Annotated in this window: 15 protein-coding genes; 5 read left to right on the top strand and 10 right to left on the bottom strand. The window is 68.2% G+C overall.

The window, feature by feature from the left end; all coding sequences use genetic code 11:
* Positions 1-49: 49 nt before the first annotated feature.
* The 4 genes from ABSF49_RS06310 to rplM all read right to left on the bottom strand — a co-directional run bounded on the left by ABSF49_RS06310 (position 50) and on the right by rplM (position 2,748).
* The gene (locus ABSF49_RS06310) at positions 50-586 is read right to left on the bottom strand and encodes a tetratricopeptide repeat protein (RefSeq protein ID WP_424111783.1); all 537 of its coding nucleotides are present in this window, start codon (positions 584-586) and stop codon (positions 50-52) included.
* 26 nt (positions 587-612) lie between these two features.
* Positions 613-1,419, bottom strand: coding sequence for a hypothetical protein (locus tag ABSF49_RS06305; protein ID WP_424111782.1), 807 nt, complete (start codon positions 1,417-1,419; stop codon positions 613-615).
* A gap of 369 nt (positions 1,420-1,788) precedes the next feature.
* Positions 1,789-2,274, bottom strand: a complete 486-nt coding sequence (gene rpsI / locus ABSF49_RS06300) for a 30S ribosomal protein S9 (RefSeq protein ID WP_424111781.1) — start codon at positions 2,272-2,274, stop codon at positions 1,789-1,791.
* Between the two features lie 3 nt (positions 2,275-2,277).
* Positions 2,278-2,748, bottom strand: a complete 471-nt coding sequence (rplM, locus tag ABSF49_RS06295) for a 50S ribosomal protein L13 (protein WP_424111780.1) — start codon at positions 2,746-2,748, stop codon at positions 2,278-2,280.
* On the opposite strand from rplM, the gene ABSF49_RS06290 reads away from it, so the two are divergent.
* The 3 genes from ABSF49_RS06290 (at position 2,731) to ABSF49_RS06280 (ending at position 5,209) form a co-directional block, all read left to right on the top strand.
* Positions 2,731-3,537 carry a 3'-5' exonuclease gene (locus ABSF49_RS06290; RefSeq protein WP_424111779.1) on the top strand — a complete coding sequence of 269 codons (807 nt, stop codon included), beginning with the start codon at positions 2,731-2,733 and terminating at the stop codon, positions 3,535-3,537. The two genes, rplM and ABSF49_RS06290, sit on opposite strands and share 18 nt — an antisense overlap.
* A 335-nt stretch (positions 3,538-3,872) precedes the next feature.
* On the top strand, positions 3,873-4,691 hold the full coding sequence (locus tag ABSF49_RS06285) for an enoyl-CoA hydratase (RefSeq protein ID WP_424111778.1): 819 nt from the start codon (positions 3,873-3,875) through the stop codon (positions 4,689-4,691).
* On the top strand, positions 4,688-5,209 hold the full coding sequence (locus tag ABSF49_RS06280) for a CoA-binding protein (RefSeq protein WP_424111777.1): 522 nt from the start codon (positions 4,688-4,690) through the stop codon (positions 5,207-5,209). The genes ABSF49_RS06285 and ABSF49_RS06280 overlap by 4 nt, the downstream gene beginning before the upstream one ends.
* Here ABSF49_RS06280 and nagZ read toward each other — a convergent pair.
* From nagZ to ABSF49_RS06260, 4 genes are all read right to left on the bottom strand, one after another.
* The gene (nagZ, locus tag ABSF49_RS06275; protein WP_424111776.1) at positions 5,206-6,210 is read right to left on the bottom strand and encodes a beta-N-acetylhexosaminidase; all 1,005 of its coding nucleotides are present in this window, start codon (positions 6,208-6,210) and stop codon (positions 5,206-5,208) included. The genes ABSF49_RS06280 and nagZ overlap by 4 nt on opposite strands.
* Before the next feature lie 34 nt (positions 6,211-6,244).
* Positions 6,245-7,717 carry an SPOR domain-containing protein gene (locus ABSF49_RS06270; RefSeq protein ID WP_424111775.1) on the bottom strand — a complete coding sequence of 491 codons (1,473 nt, stop codon included), beginning with the start codon at positions 7,715-7,717 and terminating at the stop codon, positions 6,245-6,247.
* 110 nt (positions 7,718-7,827) lie between these two features.
* Positions 7,828-9,600, bottom strand: coding sequence for an arginine--tRNA ligase (gene argS, locus ABSF49_RS06265; RefSeq protein WP_424111774.1), 1,773 nt, complete (start codon positions 9,598-9,600; stop codon positions 7,828-7,830).
* 32 nt (positions 9,601-9,632) lie between these two features.
* On the bottom strand, positions 9,633-10,838 hold the full coding sequence (locus ABSF49_RS06260; protein ID WP_424111773.1) for a deoxyguanosinetriphosphate triphosphohydrolase: 1,206 nt from the start codon (positions 10,836-10,838) through the stop codon (positions 9,633-9,635).
* 84 nt (positions 10,839-10,922) lie between these two features.
* On the opposite strand from ABSF49_RS06260, the gene ABSF49_RS06255 reads away from it, so the two are divergent.
* On the top strand, positions 10,923-11,273 hold the full coding sequence (locus tag ABSF49_RS06255) for a HesB/IscA family protein (RefSeq protein ID WP_424111772.1): 351 nt from the start codon (positions 10,923-10,925) through the stop codon (positions 11,271-11,273).
* Positions 11,274-11,335: 62 nt separating this feature from the next.
* Positions 11,336-11,806, top strand: a complete 471-nt coding sequence (locus ABSF49_RS06250) for a GFA family protein (protein ID WP_424111771.1) — start codon at positions 11,336-11,338, stop codon at positions 11,804-11,806.
* Between the two features lie 25 nt (positions 11,807-11,831).
* Here the strand turns inward: ABSF49_RS06250 and ABSF49_RS06245 are convergent, their stop codons facing one another.
* A complete protein-coding gene (locus tag ABSF49_RS06245) occupies positions 11,832-13,121 on the bottom strand; it encodes an MFS transporter (protein WP_424111770.1) in 1,290 nt (429 codons plus the stop codon).
* 78 nt (positions 13,122-13,199) lie between these two features.
* The gene (locus ABSF49_RS06240; RefSeq protein WP_424111769.1) at positions 13,200-13,604 is read right to left on the bottom strand and encodes a MarR family winged helix-turn-helix transcriptional regulator; all 405 of its coding nucleotides are present in this window, start codon (positions 13,602-13,604) and stop codon (positions 13,200-13,202) included.
* Positions 13,605-13,626 lie beyond the last annotated feature (22 nt).

Raw genomic sequence — 13,626 nt, 5'->3', positions numbered from 1 at the left:
CGACGCCCGCGCCTACAAGCCGCCCAGCCCAGCGGGCGCCTTTCGACGCCTAGCGAGACGCGCCGCCCTCGCCGCGGCGCCGACGCGCGTCGGCGGCGATGAGCCGCAATTGCGGCGCCACGGCCGTCTTGTCGCCGCCGGGGGCCTCAAAGATTCCAGGCGTCCAGAAGTCGTCGGGCAAACGCTCGCAGCACGACAACGCCTTGTCCTCGTCGCCTAGCCTCGCGTGGCAATCCGCCTGGAACAGCAGGCCGAAGCCGAGGTCTTGCCACTCGTCGGGCATCATCCGTTCGCTGCGATCAAAGTCGTCGAGTGCCTTCTTGTATTCGCCGAGATGGCGAAAGACTTCGGCGCGCGAAAAATATGAAAACGGATCGGGATTCAATTCCACGACCTTGTTCATGTCGTCGAGCGCCCGACGCGGCTCGCCGAGCCCCATCCATGCAAAGTGACGATCGAAATAGGCATGATGATCGTCGGGATTCTCGCTCAGCCAGCCGTTGACGATTTGGAGGTAGCCCTGGGGATCGGCACGGCAAAGATTGTGCAGCGTCTTCACTTCTTCAGGCGTTGTCGGTCGTTTCATCGGTAGCGCTCCCGCTCTCCATGCCATCAAGCGATCGTCGCGTTACCGCCACAACTCTCGGAAACCTGTCCCATGATGCAGTCGCGTAGCGTTTTGCCCATCCCCCGATAGTCGCCCCTCCCGAGTTGCCCGCGGTCCCGTAACTTCAAGCAATACTTGGTCGCCTCCTGCCATTCTTTCTCGCACTCGGGGCGGCTTGGATAGCGATTTTGGGGCAGGCTGCGCGGAAGAATGTTTGGCGCGATCAGCGGTGGGATGATCTCGGACGGCAGAGGGTGCGGGATCGGGATCGGCATTTCGATCGGCGGGGCCGGGATCGTAATCTGCGCCTGGACGCTCGACGCTCCGGTGCCCGAAGCGGCGACTGAGCTGTCGCTCGGAGCGAATCGTCCGCCGACGCTATCCGGACTTTTTGCCGGCCACCTCGGGTGTTTTGCTGGGTCCCAGTCAGCCTTGAGCAGACCGCTCTCTCGCAGCTGGCGCATCAGCGCGGTCAACTCGCCGGAAGTTGGGTCCGCCTTTGACAGCTTCGGCGGATCGGGAATTTGGAGAAGCAACGTCGCGATCTGCGGTTGAACGAGGTCGCCGCGTCCGAGCGCGCGTGCAATCGCGCCGACGGCCGGCATCTTTGCGCTAAAGTCGATGGGCAGAGCGTATCGCTTGCTGAGGTCGCGGCTGAGGTCAGCAAGCGAACGCGCATGCCATTCGGGGTGGCCCAGATGGTCGCGCCTTTCCTCGAGCAATGCCGTTTCGCCGACGAACAAGCCGTTCTGGTTGCAGGAAACCCCCGTGCCGGGGGCGTCGGCTAAACGGAAAAATCGGTCGAGCTTCATCGTAGGCGTCTCCTGCTATTTGTTCATGATATGTTCGCATGGCAATCGCGTCAAGAAAGTGTCGTCTCCGGCGAGCTGTGACTCGGGCGGAGCGCACTGACGGCGCCATTGCAAATGCGGCGTAAGGCTCTGAACGGATTGACGTTGCCGCGCCTCTGCAGAGAGCGCCGTCTTTCCTCAGCGCGCAAAAGACGCGCCCTTGACAGCCCTTCGGCTTCGGAAGTTTTGGCCTCTAAGAGGTCGACGACGCGGTGGGTCGGCGGAGGGTATTGGCTCGGAAACGAAATTCGGTTTAAGCGTCCCACCCCGCCGCAAACAAAAAGGGCGGCCGAAGCCGCCCTTTTCGAACTCTGGTTCTTTCGCCGCGCCTCAGCGCTTCGAGAACTGGAAGCTGCGGCGGGCCTTGGCGTGGCCGTACTTCTTGCGCTCGACGACGCGCGAGTCGCGGGTGAGGAAGCCCTCTTTCTTCAGCGGGGCGCGCAGCTCCGGCTCGTAGTAGGTCAGCGCCTTGGCGAGGCCGTGGCGCACCGCGCCGGCCTGGCCGGAAAGGCCGCCGCCGGCGACGGTGACGGTGAGATCGTACTGGCCGAAGCGGTTGGCGACGACCAGCGGCTGGTTGAGGATCATGCGCAGCACCGGCCGGGCGAAATAGACGTCGAGCGCCTTGCCGTTGACGGTCGCCTGGCCTTTGCCGGGCTTGATCCAGACGCGCGCGACGGCGTTCTTGCGTTTGCCGGTCGCGTAGGCGCGGCCCAGCTTGTCGAGCTTCTGGATGTGAACCGGGGCTTCAACGACCGCCGGGGCGAGCGCCGTCTCCTTGAGATCGGCGAGGGAGGAAAGAGTGGTCTCGGCCATGGATCAGGCGCTCCGGCTGTTCTTCGGATTGAGCTTGGCGACGTCGAAAACTTCAGGCGACTGCGCCGCGTGCGGATGGTCGGGGCCCTTGTAGACCTTGAGGTTGCCGAGCTGCTTCTTGCCCAGCGGCCCGCGCGGCAGCATGCGCTCGACCGCCTTGACGACGACGCGCTCGGGGTAGCGCCCGTCGAGGATCGACTTGGCGGTGCGTTCCTTGATTCCGCCGATGAAGCCGGAATAGTGGTAGTAGACCTTCTGGTCGCGCTTGCGGCCGGTCAGCACCACCTTCTCGGCGTTGACGACGATGACGTTGTCGCCGTCGTCGATGTGGGGCGTGAAAGAAGGCTTGTGCTTGCCGCGCAGGCGCATGGCGACGATCGTCGCCAGGCGGCCGACCACTAGGCCCTTGGCGTCGATGAGCAGCCATTTCTTTTCGACGTCGGCCGTCTTGGTCGAATGGGTCTTGCCGAACATGAATTGCGGTCCGTTTCTCGCGTGAGAAGCCCGCCGCGAGCGGCGGGCCGGTCAGGGCCGCGCTTATACGGGCGCGTACGCACGCCCGTCAACAGCAAAGACGCGGAATCGGCTGAAAAACGGCTGAATTTTCGCTGTGGTATTGTGTTACCTCATCTAACGCGCCGCCACGCCGCAACGCAGTGGACCCGCGCGCCGACGCCGGGTAACGCTATGTCGGCAGAGCGCGCCGTCGCTGCGGCCCGGCGCCCCTTCGTCGGGGAAACGCGCAGGCGAATCGCGAGCGGCGCGAGGAAAGGCTCGATGAATTTTGTCGCGATAGACTTCGAGACCGCGAATTATCAGCCCGATAGCGCCTGCGCGGTCGGGCTGGTGAAGGTGGTCGGCGGGGAAATCGTCGACCAGGCGGTCCACCTGATCAGGCCGCCGACCAGAGAATTCGTGTTCACCCATATCCACGGATTGAAGTGGAAAGACGTGGCGAATGCCGACGATTTCGGGACGCTCTGGCCGAGGCTCGAACCGATGCTCGACGGCGCGGCGTTTTTCGCCGCGCACAATGCCCCCTTCGACAGCGGCGTTTTGCGCGCGTGCTGCGCGCGCTACGGAATCCGCGCGCCGTCGCTGCCGTTTCGCTGCACGGTGCAGATTTCCCGCCGCGTCTGGAGCATTTATCCGACCAGGCTTTCCGACGTCTGCGCGAAGCTCCGCATCGCGCTCAACCACCACGAAGCGCTGTCCGACGCGATGGCGTGCGCCAAGATCGTTCTCGCGGCGGCGAGGACATAGCGCTTATGGCGCGCTGGCGGCGCTCGGCGAGTGCGACGCCAAGAGGTCGGCGCTATCGAGCCTGACACGACAGTGCTTATTGTCGTTATTTTTACAGTTTATGTGCGTGATATAAAGCTCCACCAGCGTCGTCGTCGCGGCTCGGCGCGGCCAGAGACAGAAAATGGCGCCCAAGCTCTTGAAATCAGGCCCGCGCGGCCAAGGATGACGTGCGCCCCCGCCCCTCCGCTCGCCGACCTTTTGCATTCGACGATTTCGCGCGATAACTCACGCCGCGACCGGCGCGCCGCCGTCCGCCCGCTCACACGCTAAGGCTCTGACGGAGGAGCGCCGGCATGTCCCCCACGCAACGTCGCGAAGAACCGCTCGCTCTGGCGCGCCGCGAGGACAGGAGCGGCGTCGCGACCCTCACTCTGCAGTCGCCGGCTTCGCGCAACGCGCTGAGCCTGGCGATGATCGAAGCGCTGATCGACGCCTTCGTGGCGATCGAAGCCGATCCCGCGACGCGCGTCGTCGTCCTCGCCGGCGACGGGCCGGCGCTCTCGGCCGGCCACGATCTCAAGGAGCTGCAGGCGCATCGCAATGACGCCGACCGCGGCCGCGCGTTCTTTGAGCGCGCGATGACGCGCTGCGCCGACCTGATGCGCGCCATCGTCGCCCTGGAGAAGCCGGTGATCGCCGCCGTCGAAGGCGTCGCCACCGCCGCCGGCTGCCAGCTCGTCGCCGCTTGCGACCTCGCGATCGCCGGCGCCGACGCGCGCTTCGCCCTGCCCGGCGTGTCGATCGGTCTCTTCTGTTCGACGCCGCTGGTGGCCGTCGGCCGCGCCGTTTCGCGCAAGCACGCGATGGAAATGGCGCTGACCGGCGACCTTTACGACGCTGAGACCGCCGAGCGTTTCGGCCTCGTCAATCGCGTCGTCCCGGTCGGCGCGGCGCTCGCCGAAGCGCACGCGCTCGCTCAGCGCATCGCCGCCCGTTCGGCGGCGACGCTGGCGATCGGCAAGCGCGCGTACTATCGCCAGATCGACATGCCGCTCGACGAGGCCTACGCGCTTGCTGGCCGCGCGATGATCGACAATCTCCTCCATCCCGATTCCGCCGAAGGCGCCGCCGCCTTTCTCGACAAGCGGCCGCCACGCTGGGAGGGCGCGTGAACCACGATTCCTATTCCGACGACACCATCCGCGACATTCTCGCCACGGTGAAGACGATCGCCATGGTCGGCGCGTCGGCCAATACGGCGCGGCCGTCCTACTTCGTGCTCAAATATCTTTCCGAGCGCGGCTTCACGATGCTGCCGATCAACCCCGGCCTCGCTGGCGAAGCGATCCACGACTTGCCCGTCTATGCGAGCCTCGCCGACGCTCCGCAGCCGATCGACATGGTCGACGTCTTCCGCAGATCCGAGGCCGCGGGCGAGGTCGTCGACGCGGCGCTGGCGCTGGCGACGCCGCCGAAGGTCATTTGGATGCAACTCGGCGTGCGCGACGACGCAGCGGCGGCGCGCGCCGAAGCGCGCGGCGTGAAAGTGGTGATGAACCGCTGCCCGAAGATCGAATACGGCCGCCTGTCGGGCGAGATCGGCTGGGCGGGCGTCAATTCGCGCGTCCTCTCGGCGAAGAAACCGATCGCCGGCGCGGGCTTCCAGCGACTGTCGATCGACAAACGCTAGGCGGACGCGGTCGCCAGCAGCGCTTCGAGCTCGGCGCGCCCGGCCGCGGCGTCGAAGGCCTTCGGCCCGCCGGCGACGCATTTCAGCGCCGCCTCGGCGCGGCGCAGCGCTTCGCCCTTCAGTTCGGGCGTTTCCGCGACGACCGCGCGCGCCTCGGCGAGATCGCCGTTGCAGTGAAGCACGATGTCGAGCCCGGCGGCGAAGATCGCGCGCGTCTTTTCGGCGAACGTTCCTCGCAGCGCCTTCATCGACGTGTCGTCGCTGAAGATCAGGCCGTCGAAACCGATCGCGCCGCGCATGATCTCCGAGACCACGCGCGGCGACGTCGTCGCCGGCGCCTTGTCGTCGATCGCGGTGAAGACGATGTGCGCGGTCATCGCCATCGGTAGATCGTTGAGCGCCGCGAACGGCGGAAAGTCGCGCGCGGCGAGCTCGTCGCGGCTTGCGCTCACCACCGGCAGATCGAGATGGCTGTCGACCGTCGCCCGCCCGTGGCCGGGCATGTGCTTGACGACGGGCGCGACGCCGCCGGCGATGAGGCCGTTGGCATAGGCGCGGCCGATCATCGCCACCTGTTCGGCGGAATCGGAAAAGGCGCGCGCGCCGATCGCCGCATGCATACCCTCGCCGGCGACGTCGAGCACCGGCGCGCAATCGACGTTGATCCCGACCTCGGCGAGATCGGCGGCGATCAATCGCGCCGCCAGCCAGGCGGCGCGTTCGGGCGCGCGCGTCGCGGCGAAGCGCGCCGCGGCTGGATAAGGGCGCCAATGCGGCGGCCCCATGCGCTGCACCCGTCCGCCTTCCTGGTCGATGAGCACCGGTGCGTCGGCGCGGCCGGCGATGGCGCGAAAGTCGTCGGTGAGCGCGCTCAACTGCGCCCGATCGACCACGTTGCGCTTGAACAGGATCAGTCCCCACGGCCGCGCGTCGCGGAGGAACGCGCGCTCTTCGCCGCCGAGGCTCGGCCCGGCGCAACCGACGACGACGGCGCGGGTCATGCGCGTCGCGACGCCTTCGGGAAGCCGGACGAAATCAATCCTTGGCGATGAAGCAATCGCCGCCCCCGGCCTTCAGCTTCGAGCACAGCGCGCCCGCGTCGGCCCGCGTCAGTCCGCTGACGCGAATGCGATAGATCGTCTGACCCTTCACGTCGGCCTGGTGGATCGACAGCGCGGAATCGCCGAGCGCGTCGGCGTACTTGCCCTTGAGCTTGGCGATCGCGCTTTGCGCGTCGGCTTCCGAGCGCGGCGCGGCGAGCTGCACCGCCCATTCGCCGCCGCCTTCCGCGGCGGTGGCCGCCGCCGGCGCGGCGGCGGGAGGCGCGGTCGCCGCCGCAACGGTCGGCGCCGCTGCGGCGGCCGGCGCGGCGTCGGCGGGCGGCGAATCGGCGGCTGAGGCTTCGGCTACGATCTTCGGCGCAGGCTTGGCCGGCTTGACCGGTTTTGGCGAGGCGACGAGCTGCAGCGGCGCGCTCGGCGTCGCGCTCGCGTCGGCGTTGGGCGCCGTCGTGTCGGTCTTGGCGACGACCCGCTGCTGCGACTTGGGCGACAGCTTGGTCGGCAGGTCGAGCTTCGGCGTCGCCGCTTCGGGCGTCGCGACGATCGGATCGACGGCGCGCACGGCGGTCTTCACCGGCGGCGTCGGGACGACGTCCGGCGCCGCAGCGGGCGGGGTCGCGTCGGCGGCGGCGATCAATGTCCCGTCCGGGCGCACCGACACCGTCTTCACCGGCTTGGCGACAGGGAACAGCGGCGCGACCGAGGCCGAGGCGGCGGCGGGCGGAACGACCGGCGTGTCGGGCGCGGTTGCGACCGGCGAGCCGGCGTCGGCGGCGGGCGTCGCTACCGCCCCAACGGCGTTCGGCGCGCCGGCCGGAGCAGACGGCGCCGGGGTCGGCGGTTGGGTCTGCGTGCGCAGATCGATCGGTTGCTCTTCCGTATTGACGACCTTGACCGGCGTCGGGGTCGCGGAATCCTTCATCAACAACGCCGCGATGTCGCTGTTCGATTGAACGTTCGCCTCGTTCGGCGGCTGAACCTTGGTCGGCGCGTTGTCCGCGGCGATGAACGGCGGCGCCTTGGGCAACCCCGGCACGCCGTGCTTCAGCGCCGCGGCGCCGGCGAGCAGCGCGACGCCGACGACGATCATCCCCGTCACCTTGAACCCCCAACCGCGCGAGCCTCGCGCCGGCGCCGGTTCGGCGAAGGCGGGCTCTTGCGGCGCCGCCGGCTCGGCCGCGTCGTCAGTCTCGAGTTCGGCGAAAGCGGGACGCAAGTCTGCGCCGAAGGCCGGCGGGAGCGTCATCGCCGGCTCGCCTTCCGCTTGCGGCTCGGACTGTGGCGCTCGCGCGGCGCGCCGCGCGTCGGCGTGGACGGAGTTGACCAGCCGCGTCAGCTCCGCCAACGGGTCCTCGGTCCCGGCCGATGGCGCCCCGGCGGCGCGCAACCGCTTCTCGAATTCGTCGAGGTTGATCTCGGGCACAATTTTGCCTGGCGAACCGCTCATGACTGGCCTCGCTTGAGGGGTGGCTGGCGCTCAGGACGTCGACACCGCCAACGTTCCTCGCGCTTCCCCCCTCGCGTCCGGGGCGCGCCGAGCGACCGCGATAGGCCGCTCTAGCGCATTTCCTCGGGCGCGCTCACGCCTAGGATAGTCAACGCCGAAGCCAAAACAAAGGCGGTCGCCGTCACCAGACCTATGCGCGCATTGGTTAAACTTGCATTACCCTCATTAACGAAGCGTAAATGTGGCGAATCCTTGCCGCGGTTCCAGTGCGAATGGAACAGGGTCGCTAAATCATGTGCATAAAAGGCGATCCGGTGGGGTTCGTGGGCTTCTGCGGCCTGGATGACGACGCGCGGATACTGGGCGAGCGAGCGCATCAGGCCGCGCTCGCCCTCGTCCGAGAGCAGGCTGAAATCGGCTCCGGACAATGTCTTAGGCGCGAGATCGAGGGCGGGAAAGGTCGCGTGCGCCTGGCGTAGGACGCTGCGCGCGCGGGCGTGCGCGTATTGCACATAAAAGACCGGATTATCTTGGCTCTGCTCGATCACCTTGGCGAGGTCGAAGTCGAGCGGCGCGTCGTTCTTGCGCATCAACATGATGAATCGCGCCGGATCGGCGCCGACCTCGTCGACGACTTCCCGCAGCGTGACGAATTCTCCGGAGCGCTTCGACATCTTCACCGGCTCGCCGGCCCGCATCAGGCGCACGAGCTGGCATAGCTTCACGTCGAGATTGGCCTTGCCGCCCGAGAGCGCGGCGACCGCCGCCTGCATGCGTTTGACGTAGCCGCCGTGATCGGCGCCCCAAACGTCGATCAGCGTGAGGAAGCCGCGGTCGATCTTCGACTTGTGATAGGCGATGTCGCTGGCGAAATAGGTGTAGCCGCCGTCCGACTTGATCAGCGGCCGATCGACGTCGTCGCCGAAATCGGTCGAGCGGAACAGCGTCTGCTCGCGATCTTCCCAATCCTCCGACGGCTGACCCTTGGGCGGCGGCAGTCGGCCGACATAGACGATGCCGCGCCCCCTCAATTCCTCGATCGCGGCGCGCACCTGGTCCCCGCCGCCGTCGGCGCCGGTCAGCGCGCGCTCGGACGAGAAGACTTCGTGGACGATGTTGAGCGCGGCGAGATCGGCCCTGATCATCGTCATCATCGCCGCGATCGCGCGCGCCCGCACCGCCGGCAGCCACTCGGCCTCCGGCCTGTCGCGCAGCGAAGCGCCGAATTCGGCTGCGAGCGCGGCGCCGAGCGGCTTGAGATAGTCGCCGGGATAAAAGCCTTCGGGGATCGTCACCGCCTCGCCGAGCGCCTCGCGATAGCGCAAGAAGGCGGACCGCGCGAGGACGTCGACCTGCGCGCCGGCGTCGTTGACATAATACTCGCGCGTCACTTCATAGCCGGCGAAGGCGAGCAGATTGGCGAGCGCGTCGCCGAACACCGCGCCGCGCGCATGGCCGACGTGCATCGGCCCGGTCGGATTGGCGCTGACATATTCGACGTTGACCTTGCCAGCGGCCGGCTTCGCCGCACGGCCGAAATCGACGCCGCGCTCAAGAATGGCGACGAGCACCCGCGCGTAGGTCGCGAGCGCGAGGCGAATGTTGATGAAGCCGGGGCCCGCGACTTCGATCGCCTCGACGTCGGGCGTCTTTCTGAGGACCTCGGCCAGCGCTTCGGCCAAGGCGCGCGGATTGCCGCCGGCCGCCTTGGCTTCGCGCGCGTAGACCATCGCCGCGTTGGTCGACAGGTCGCCGTGCGCCGCCTCGCGCGGCGGCTCGACGACGAAGCGCGAGAGGTCGAGATTTGCAGGCGCCCGCCCCGCCGCCGCCAGACTTTTGAGCGCGGCGCCCACTCGGGCCTGGAAATCCTCGAAAATATTCATGAATTGGGCCCGAGATCGAAGTCGGCGCGGCTTTATCGCAAGTTCGCAGTGGGGTCAAAAAGCCGGCGATATTCGTTCAGCGCGAAGCGGTCGGTCATGCCGGCGATGTAATCGGCGGCGGCGTGCGCCCGCTCGCCTGCGGTCGCGCCGGCCTTGGCCGCCCAATCGGGCGGCATCGCCGCGGGGTCGGCGACATAGGCGGAAAACAGGCCCCGCACCACCGCGTCGGCGCGCTCGCGCACCCGCGTCACTTGCGGATGGCGATACATGTTGGCGAACAGAAACGTCTTGATGTCGCGGTCGGCCGCGGCGATCGCCGGCGAAAACCCGACGAGCGTCCTGCCGGCTCGCTGCACATCCTCGAGGCTGGTCGCGCCCGCGGCGGCGATGCGGGCGCCGCTCTCGGCGATGACATCCTCGATGAAGCGGGTGATGACGCGGCGCGTCAGCTCGTGGATGACGCGTGGCCGCTCGAGGCCGGGATGCAGGCGCTCGATTTCGTCGAGCAGCACGGCGACGAAAGGAACAGCGCGGATTGCGTCGAGGTCGAACAGGCCGGCGCGCAGGCCGTCGTCGATGTCGTGGGCGTCATAAGCGATGTCGTCGGCGATCGCCGCCGCCTGCGCCTCGAGGCTGGCGTATTGGCCGAGACGAAGGCTCTGCAGGCGATCATAGGCGAGGATCGCGGCGGGAACGCCGCGGGCGCGCCAACGTTCGAGCGGCCGTCCTTCGGCGTCGACCAGCGGGCCGTTGTGCTTGACCAATCCCTCGAGCGTCTCCTGGGTCAGGTTGAGGCCGTCGAAATCGGCGTAGCGGCGCTCGAGCTCGGTGACGAGGCGCAGGCCGTGGCTGTTGTGGTCGAAGCCGCCGTACGCTTCCATGCAGGCGTCGAGCGCGTCCTCGCCGGTGTGGCCGAACGGCGTGTGGCCGAGATCGTGGCCGAGCGCCACCGCTTCGGTCAGCTCTTCGTCGAGCCTGAGCGCCTTGGCGAGCGCGCGCGCGAGCTGGGCGACCTCGATCGTATGGGTGAGGCGCGAGCGGAAATGGTCGCCCTCGTGATAGACGAACACCTGGGTCTTGTGGGCGAGGCGGCGGAAGGCGGTCGAGTGGATGATGCGGTCGCGATCGCGCTGGAAATCGTCGCGGGTCGGCGACGACGGCTCGCGGTGGAGGCGGCCTGGCGAGCGGGCGGGATCGGCGGCGTAAGGCGCCCGGCCGTTCCCTGGGTCGCCCGCCATTCTCACCCCCCGCATTGCGCTTCGCCCGGCCGCGCCTATGTTCATAGCGACCCTGCCGTCGATTGTCTGCCCCAGGAAGGACCCATGAGCGACGCCGCCTCAGCCGCCGAAACGGCTCCCCTGTCGATCAGCGCCGCCGCGGCGCGCCGGCTGCAGAAGGTGCTCGCCGCCGATCCTGGCGCCGCCCTGCGCATTTCGGTCAAGGGCGGCGGTTGTTCGGGCTTCCAATACGCCTTCGAGATCGACGCCACCCGCGCCGCCGACGATTTCGTCGCGTCGCGCGATGGGGTCAGCGTGGTCGTCGATTCGGCGTCGCTCGAAATGATGCGCGGCTCGGAGCTCGATTTCGTCGACGACCTGATGGGCCAAGCGTTCAAGGTCAAGAACCCCAATGCGGTCGCCTCCTGCGGTTGCGGGGTGAGCTTCTCGATCTGAACGCCGGCGCTTGCGCCGCCGCCGCCGCCGCGCCATGCTCGCGGCGGGAGGATCTGACCGTCATGACCGTTTCTCTGAGCGGCGGCTGCGCCTGCGGCGGTTTGCGCTACCGGCTCGCCGCACGGCCGATGTTCGTTCATTGCTGCCATTGCAAGGACTGCCAACGGCAGACCGGCAGCGCCTTCGTCATCAACGCGCTGATCGAGACGTCGCGGGTCGAGATCCTGTCAGGGACTACGATCGCCATCCCCGTCCCGACCGACAGCGGCAGGCCGCATGTCATCCACCGCTGCCCGGACTGCCAGACCGCGCTCTGGAGCCATTACGGCGGGCGCGACGCGCTGAGCTTCGTCAGGGTCGGGACGCTCGACGAGCCTGCCGCCGCCCCGCCCGACGTCCACATCTACACCCGCTCGAAGCTGCCTTGGGTCGTCCTGCCCGAGGGCGTCCCCGCCTTCGAAGAATATTACGACTCGCGCGCGCTGTGGCCGCCCGAGAGCCTAGCGCGACGCAAAGCGGCGCTGGCAGGCTGAACCACGAGCGGACGGCCGGCGCCGCTCACGCCAGCGCGGCTTCCCGGCGGCGCGGCTGGGCGAGCGTCATCACCAAGGCCGATGCGATCAGGCAGGCGGTTCCGGCGACATAGACCGCCGGCAGGTAGCTCGCGAGCTCCGTGCGCGCAGCCCCGGCGCCAAAGGCGGCGGTAGCCGCGCCGAGCTGGTGGGCGGCGAAGATCCAGCCGAAGGTCACGTTGGCGCGCTCTGGCCCGAAGGCGTCGGCCGCGAGCCGCACGGTCGGGGGGACCGTCGCGACCCAGTCGAGGCCGTAGAACACCGCGAACAGCGACAGGCTGACGACCGAGAAGTCGGTAAAGGGCAGATAGATCAGCGACAGGCCGCGCAGGCCGTAATAGAAGAACAACAACCAGCGGTTGTCGTAGCGGTCGGAGAGCCAGCCCGATAGGATCGTGCCGAAGAAGTCGAACACGCCGATCATCGCCAGGATGCTCGCCGCGCCGACCGGCGCCACGCCGAAGTCGCCGCACAAGGTGATCCAGTGGGTCTGGATCAGGCCGTTGGTGCTGAGACCGCAGATGAAGAAGGTCGCGAACAGCACCCAGAAGACTCGGTTCTTCGCGCCATCGCGCAAAGCGACGAGCGGCGCGGAGACGAGCGAGGCGAAGCCCGCATTTGTCTTCGGCGCCGGGACGATGGCGTGTTCGCCGTACGGCGGCAGGCCGACGTCGGCCGGCCGGTCGCGCAACAGCGCCAGCGCGAAAGCGAGCGCGACGACGAGAATGGCGACGACCACAGCCAGCGCCGCCCGCCAGCCCCAGTGCCCGGAGACCCCGGCGAGCAAGGGCAGGAACACGAGCTGACCGGTGGCGTTGCTGGCGGTCAGCAGGCCGACGGCGAGGCCGCGGCGGGCCGAGAACCAACGCGTCGCCACCGTCGCGCCGAGCACCAGCGCGGTCATGCCGGAGCCGAGCCCGACGATCACGCCCCAGAACAGTTCGAGCTGCCAGAGATGGCGCATCGACGCCGTGCCGGCGACGCCGATCGCGATCAGCGACACCGCTGCGCCGACGACGGCGCGCGCGCCGATGCGGTTGATCAGCGCGGCGGCGAATGGCCCGACCAGGCCGTAGAGCGCGAGCCGGACCGCCATCGCGGAGGAAATGTCGGCGTTCGACCAGCCGAACTCGGCCTCGAGCGGAGCGATGATGACGCCGGAGGCGCCCATCGCGCCCGCGGTCGCCAGCATGACGAGGAAGGTCGCGCCGAGCACCGCCCAGCCGTAATGAACGCGCCGCATCGCGAGAAAGGCCGCCAGGCGGTTCGAGATCATGGGTCTGCCCTTCTCTTGCGCCGAACGCCTCGCGGGGTCCGGGCGATGCGGCCACCGGGCCAACTTCGAAAGCAAAGTTCACAAAGCGGCGAGCAGCGCCCTGAGCCGGTTCGCGCCGCCTTCGCCAAGCGCCGCCTCGATCCGGTCCTGCGCCGCTTGCCACAGCGGCGCGCCGTTGCGCAGCACGACGCGGCCGCCCTCGGCAAGCGTCACCGTCGCCTCACGATGGTCGTCGCTGGGGCCGACCTCGATCAACCCCATTCGCCGCAAAACCTTGATGTTGCGGCCGACGGTCGAGCGGTCGAGCGAGGCGAGCCGCGCGAGCTCGGACAGCGACAGCCTGCCGCCGCGCTCGATCTTGCGCAGCAGGCTGAATTGGGCGAGGCCGATCCCCGCCGGGGCGAGCGCCTCGTCGTACATAGCGGTCGTCTTGCGCGTCGCAGCGCGCAGAGCGGCGCAATAGCAGAGAGTCGTCGCAGCCATTACGGGCATATACCCGTACTGA

Origin of the sequence: Roseiarcus sp. (genome assembly GCF_049514155.1) — a bacterium.
GTDB lineage: Bacteria > Pseudomonadota > Alphaproteobacteria > Rhizobiales > Beijerinckiaceae > Roseiarcus.
Note: the sequence above shows the minus strand (reverse complement) of the source record. Positions and strands in the feature narration are given on the sequence as shown.